Origin of the sequence: Blastomonas sp. (assembly GCF_041747255.1) — a bacterium.
In the GTDB taxonomy this organism is placed as follows: Bacteria; Pseudomonadota; Alphaproteobacteria; order Sphingomonadales; family Sphingomonadaceae; genus Blastomonas.
Window position 1 is genome coordinate 1 of record NZ_JBGTFM010000227.1, and the last position, 5,100, is coordinate 5,100.

General features: G+C 64.4%; 6 protein-coding genes and 1 tRNA gene. 3 read left to right on the forward strand and 4 right to left on the reverse strand.

From position 1 onward, the window contains the following. The coding region (locus tag ACEW8G_RS08060) for a ParB/RepB/Spo0J family partition protein (protein ID WP_373487913.1) at positions 1–806 on the forward strand (806 nt) is incomplete at its 5' end. 27 nt (positions 807–833) lie between these two features. On the opposite strand, the gene ACEW8G_RS08065 is transcribed toward ACEW8G_RS08060, so the two are convergent. Genes ACEW8G_RS08065 through ftsE form a run of 4 tightly spaced genes read right to left on the reverse strand, consistent with a single transcriptional unit; the run spans position 834 to position 3,716 of the window. Continuing rightward, positions 834–1,556, reverse strand: coding sequence for a lysophospholipid acyltransferase family protein (locus tag ACEW8G_RS08065; RefSeq protein WP_373487914.1), 723 nt, complete (start codon positions 1,554–1,556; stop codon positions 834–836). 5 nt (positions 1,557–1,561) lie between these two features. Continuing rightward, the gene (locus tag ACEW8G_RS08070; protein WP_373487915.1) at positions 1,562–2,092 is read right to left on the reverse strand and encodes a YdcF family protein; all 531 of its coding nucleotides are present in this window, start codon (positions 2,090–2,092) and stop codon (positions 1,562–1,564) included. Next, positions 2,089–2,985, reverse strand: coding sequence for a cell division protein FtsX (locus ACEW8G_RS08075; protein ID WP_373487916.1), 897 nt, complete (start codon positions 2,983–2,985; stop codon positions 2,089–2,091). The genes ACEW8G_RS08070 and ACEW8G_RS08075 overlap by 4 nt, the downstream gene beginning before the upstream one ends. Then, complete coding sequence (gene ftsE / locus ACEW8G_RS08080; RefSeq protein WP_373487917.1) at positions 2,982–3,716, reverse strand: cell division ATP-binding protein FtsE; 735 nt, start codon at positions 3,714–3,716, stop codon at positions 2,982–2,984. The genes ACEW8G_RS08075 and ftsE overlap by 4 nt, the downstream gene beginning before the upstream one ends. A 256-nt stretch (positions 3,717–3,972) precedes the next feature. Between ftsE and ACEW8G_RS08085 the strand changes: the two genes are divergently transcribed. Together ACEW8G_RS08085 and ACEW8G_RS08090 are read left to right on the forward strand one after the other, a co-directional pair. Then, positions 3,973–4,863 (forward strand): MJ0042-type zinc finger domain-containing protein, encoded by an 891-nt coding sequence (locus tag ACEW8G_RS08085; protein WP_373487918.1) that lies wholly within the window; start codon positions 3,973–3,975, stop codon positions 4,861–4,863. 142 nt (positions 4,864–5,005) lie between these two features. After that, positions 5,006–5,092: transfer RNA gene (locus tag ACEW8G_RS08090), tRNA-Leu, on the forward strand. The last annotated feature ends 8 nt before the right edge of the window (positions 5,093–5,100 follow it).

A 5,100-nucleotide genomic window follows, 5' to 3' on the forward strand; every position in this document is an offset into this window, starting at 1 on the left:
CCGGGCTGCGCACGCTGCCGCTGTCGGAGATCCGCCCGCACCCCGGCCAGCCGCGCCGCTGGTTTGATGAAGAAGCGCTTGATGATCTGGCGCGCAGCATCGCCCAGCGCGGGGTGATCCAGCCAATCATTGTGCGGCCCCGGCCTGCGGGTGGCTATGAGCTTGTCGCGGGCGAGCGCCGCTGGCGCGCCGCACAGCGTGCGCGGCTGCATGAAATCCCCGCGATCATCCGCGAACTCAGCGATGCCGATACCTTTGCGCTGGCGCTGATCGAGAATATCCAGCGCGAAGACCTGAATCCGGTCGAGGAGGCCGAGGCCTATCAGCGGCTGGTGAGCGATCAGGGCTATAGCGCGGTCGAGGTCGCGCGCATGGTGGACAAGTCGCGCAGCCACATCGCCAATCTGATGCGGCTGCTCGCACTGCCGCAGCCGGTGCTCAAGATGGTGGCCGATGGACGGCTCAGCATGGGCCATGCGCGTGCACTGATCAACGTGCCCGATGCCGAGGCGATTGCCGCCGAGGTGGTGGACCGCAGCCTCTCGGTGCGCGAGGTCGAAAAGCTCGTCCGCAAGGCGCGCAGCGATGCCCAGCGCAGCACGGTTGAGCGCAAGCGTGGCGCATCCCCTACAGCCAATGTCAATGAAGACATCGCAGCGGTCGAGCGGCACCTTGAGGACTTGCTCGGCCTCAAGATTAGAATCGCCCCCGACGCCAATCAGCGCAGCGGCATGGTGACGGTGCGCTATGGCAGCCTTGATCAACTCGATCTGATCTGCCAGCGGCTGTCGGGCGAAATCATCTGATTAGGCTTATAAATCAATAGGTTAGAATCACGTCGATAGCTTGCGCTCCGGTCCATTCAGCACATTGATCGCCGTGTGCACCCTGGCCTCGATTTCTTCGCGGCCCAGCCCAGCCGGAATGAAATCGCCGATCTTGTAGGTGACCACGCCTGCATATTTGACAAACCCGCGCCGCGGATAGACCGTGCCGCTGTTGAGCGCGATGGGTACCACCGGCAGCTTGGCCAGCTTGTACAGCCCGGCAAAGCCCGCCTGCAGCGCGGGCTGCTCGCCAGGCGGGATGCTGCCGCCTTCAGGGTAGATGACGATCGAGCGGCCCTGCCCAACAAAGTGGCGCACCTCGCCCATCAGTTTGCGCAGCGCCGCCGCGCCACCATCGCGATCAATGAAGATCATGCCATAGGTGCGGGCGATCTGGCTCCACAGCGGGATGCGCGACAACTCTTTCTTGGCGACCACGGCGGGGCGGTTGAAGATGCGCAGCAATTCGATGGTCTCAAAGAAGCTCTCGTGCTTGATCGCCAGCAGAACTTGCTGCTCAGGAATATCGCCCTCGATCCGCACCCTGATCCCCAGAATGTAGCGCGCGCACAGATAGTGATAGCCGCCCCAACCGCGCGCCATCGATTGCAGGCGGAACTGTGAAAACGGCAGGATGATGAACGCGACGATCACGATGGGCACCGACCCGCCGTAGAAAAACAGGCCGAACAGGATCGTGCGCAGGAAGGCCAGGGGCTGGGCGTTCATCGGCATCAGACGCCGACCAATCCGGCGCCCATGCGCAGTACCAGCTTGTTATACTCGCGCCACAATGTCAGCAGGCTGGGACGGCTGGCGACCGCATCAACCTCGATCACGATATCGTCGGGCAGCGCGCGCTTAAGCTCATATTGCGCGCGGCGCATATGCCAGTCGGTGGTCACCAGCCGGATCGACTTGGCTTTGCGCTGCGCCACCCAGCGCGCAGTTTCCAGACCGTTTGACCGGGTATCGACCGCGCGAAAGCCCAGATCAACGCAGCAATCAAACAACGCGACCGCATCGGGATATTCGGCCATCAGTTCCACCGGGCGGACATCGCGGTCCACGCCCGAAATCAGCATGCGTTCGGCCCATTTGTTTTCCAGCGCCTCAAGCCCCCGATTGATCCGGTAAGGGCCGCCGGTCGGCACCACCACGGCATCGGTCTTGACCGGGCCCAATGGCTGCGGCAGCAGCAGCGCAAACCAGGCAAAGCCCAAAATCCACAGCAGCAATAGTGACGAGAACAAGCGAACGATCACAATTTGTTCCTGAGCGCGCGCAACACCGTCACCCGCGCGGTGAGCACCGCCAGTGCAATACCGCCAATCGGCACAAGTGCAAGCAGTGCCCAGTCTTGCCAGGCAAGGGTTCCGGCAGCAACCAGCCCTGAATCGAGCTGGGCAGCGGCACGGCCAAGCAGCAGCAGCACCGCGACGGCGGCAAGCGTGCCCATTGCTGCGCCCATCGCGGCATCGAGCGCAATCCGCCGCTGGAACAGGCGGGCGATCTGCTGGTTCGTGCTGCCCAGCAGATGCAGCACATCAATCGTATCGGCATGGCTCTCAAAGCTGCTGCGCGCCGACAGCACCACTGCGGCGGTGCTCGCCAGCAGCAGCATCACGACCAGCGCCAGCGCCAGCCAGCGCAGCATCGCCAGCAGATCGAAGACGGGGCGCAACCACTGGCCGTGTGGGTCGATCCGCGCATCGGGCGCGGTTTGTGCAAGCGCACCGCGCAATCGCGCCAGTGTCGCGGTATCAGCACGCCCGCGAAAATCGACATCGATCAGCACCGGCAGCGGAATGTCGCGATTGGCCGCGCCGCTGCCCAGCCAGGGGGCAAGCAGATCGCGCAGTTCGGCATCGGCGACCGGGGTGATTGCGGTGACCGCCGGGTCGGCGCGCAACACCAGCTCGGCGGCATCGCTCTGCTGGCGCCGGGCATCGGCATCGGCGGTGACAATCTGCACCGTCGCGCGTCCGGCAAGGTCTGCGTTGACCTTGTCAGACGCAGCGCCCAGCGCCAGACCCGCCGCTGCCGCCAATATGGTCAGGAACATCATCACCGTAATCACCCACGGCATCGGCCCGGTCAGCCGCGCCTGGGGGATCAGCCGACGGTCCTGCCGGGAAGGGAAGAACGCCCCGATCAAGTGGGTTCGCCCTGCTGCCAGCCGCCAGAATCGGACGGACGCGGCGGATAGCGCAAGGCGCCGGTGGGGTCGGACAGGCGGCCGTTTTCAAGCCGCATCATCTGCGCGCGCTTGATGCGGGTCATCAGGTGGATGTCGTGGGTGGCGACCACGATCGTCGTGCCCATCCGATTGAGCGCCTCAAACAGACGCAGCAACCGCACCGCCATTTCAGGGTCGACGTTGCCGGTCGGTTCATCGGCGATCAGGATTTCGGGCCGGGTGATCACCGCGCGGGCGATGGCGACACGCTGCTGCTCTCCGCCCGAAAGCGTCGCGGGCAGTGCGTCGGCGCGCTCGGCGAGCTTCACCCAGTCGAGTATCTCGCGCACCGGCTTTTCGATATCGGCCTCGCGCATCCCGCCGATGCGAAGTGGCAGCGCGATATTGTCAAACGCCGAGAGGTGCGGGACCAGCCGGAAATCCTGAAACACCACGCCGATCCGGCGGCGAAAGCCCGGCAGCCGATCGCGCGACAGGGTGACCGCGTCAGTGTTGAACAGGCGGATCAGCCCGCGACTGGGCCGTTGCGCCAGATAGAGCAGCCGCAGCAACGATGACTTGCCCGCGCCCGACGCACCGGTGAGGAAATAGAACTGGCCGGCAAACAGCGTGAAGCTGATGTCAGCCAGCGCTTCGGGGCCGGTGCCGTAGCGCAGGCCCACATTCTCAAACTGGACGATGCTATCCATCGGCGGCGCTATCCATGAGCGACGATGGCCCCGTACATGGCGGTGCTTTGGTCGCAGCTGCCCTGACCGTGCACGAAAGACGCGTCGCTGGCAGGCATAAAGTGTTTCCGTCTGCTTTGGCTGGCGCACGGGCAATAGCCGCCAACCCTGTGGCCACCGGCTATAGCGCCGAAACTCCAGTGGAAAAAGGCCGCAGATGCAGCTTGCGCCCCGTCAAGGCACTTGCGGGCGTTCGCGCAGCGTGGTTAGAAACGTCATGATTATTGCGTGCCCAGCGTGCAACACCCGCTACGCGGTGCCAGACAGCGCCATCGGTCTCGATGGCCGCTCGGTCAGATGTGCCAAATGCGGCAACAGCTGGTTTCAGCACGGTCCCGAAATGGCTGAAGCGACGGCTGCGGCGCATGGCGTTGTTGCTGCCGAGCCACCCACGCCTGCGCGACCGGTTGTGAACGCTCCCTCGCCCGCTGCGGATGATGTCGGTGTATCAGCGCCTAGGCGGACCGAAGCGGCACCAGGTGCACCTGCGGCAGACGAAACTGCAGAACCTTCAAGCAAATCGCCGTCTTTCGGCGATCCGGCGGCGAGCCCAGCGCCAGCGTTCTCGCCGCTGGCCCGACCACCGGTTCATGTGCCGGCGCCGACAGCGGTCTATACCGATGACGCGGTGGCCGAGCGGCCCAGCAGTTTCGAGCACGAGCCGCCGTTTCGACCCCGCCGCAATCCGGCGCGAATCTGGATGTGGGTGGCGATCGGCTTTGCGTTGCTGGCATCGGGCGCGGCCGCCGCGATCTACACCTTTGGCCTGCCCGGTGCGATTGGAGAATATACCCTGCCCTTTGCCGAGGTTGAACCTGACCTGCACATCGATTTCCCGCCCGCGCAGCAGGAGCGGCGTACGCTCGACAATGGCACCGAATATTTTTCCGCCTCGGGCACGATCCGCAATCTTTCGCAGCGCACCCAGAAGGTCCCGCCGATGCTGGTGGTACTGCGCGATGCGCAGAACCGTGTTGTGTTCAGCTGGATCATCAACCCGCCGGTGGACTCACTTGAACCCGGCGAAACCGCCGATTTTCGGCAGGCGATGGCCGATGTGCCGCGCTCTGCGGCGAGCGCGGAAATCGCCTGGGCCAGCGCCCGTTGATCCTGCCCGCGCGACGCGGTGTGAGGTTGCTCTCACATCCGCATGCACGCTGCATAATCGCGGTTGCTAAGCCACCCGCGCTTTGCTAGTGGCGCGGCCTGCCAAGCCGGGGCATGCGCAGGCATCCCCCTTGTTGATCAGTGCGGTCATGGCGGAATTGGTAGACGCGCAACGTTGAGGTCGTTGTGGGCGAAAGCCCGTGGAAGTTCGAGTCTTCTTGACCGCACCAGTCAGTCC

Excerpts from the sequence above, each read along its gene's own strand:
- ftsE (WP_373487917.1), bottom strand. The coding sequence starts at position 3,716 with ATGGATAGCATCGTCCAGTTTGAGAATGTGGGCCTGCGCTACGGCACC.
- ACEW8G_RS08085 (WP_373487918.1), top strand. The coding sequence starts at position 3,973 with ATGATTATTGCGTGCCCAGCGTGCAACACCCGCTACGCGGTGCCAGAC.
- ACEW8G_RS08065 (WP_373487914.1), bottom strand. The coding sequence starts at position 1,556 with ATGAACGCCCAGCCCCTGGCCTTCCTGCGCACGATCCTGTTCGGCCTG.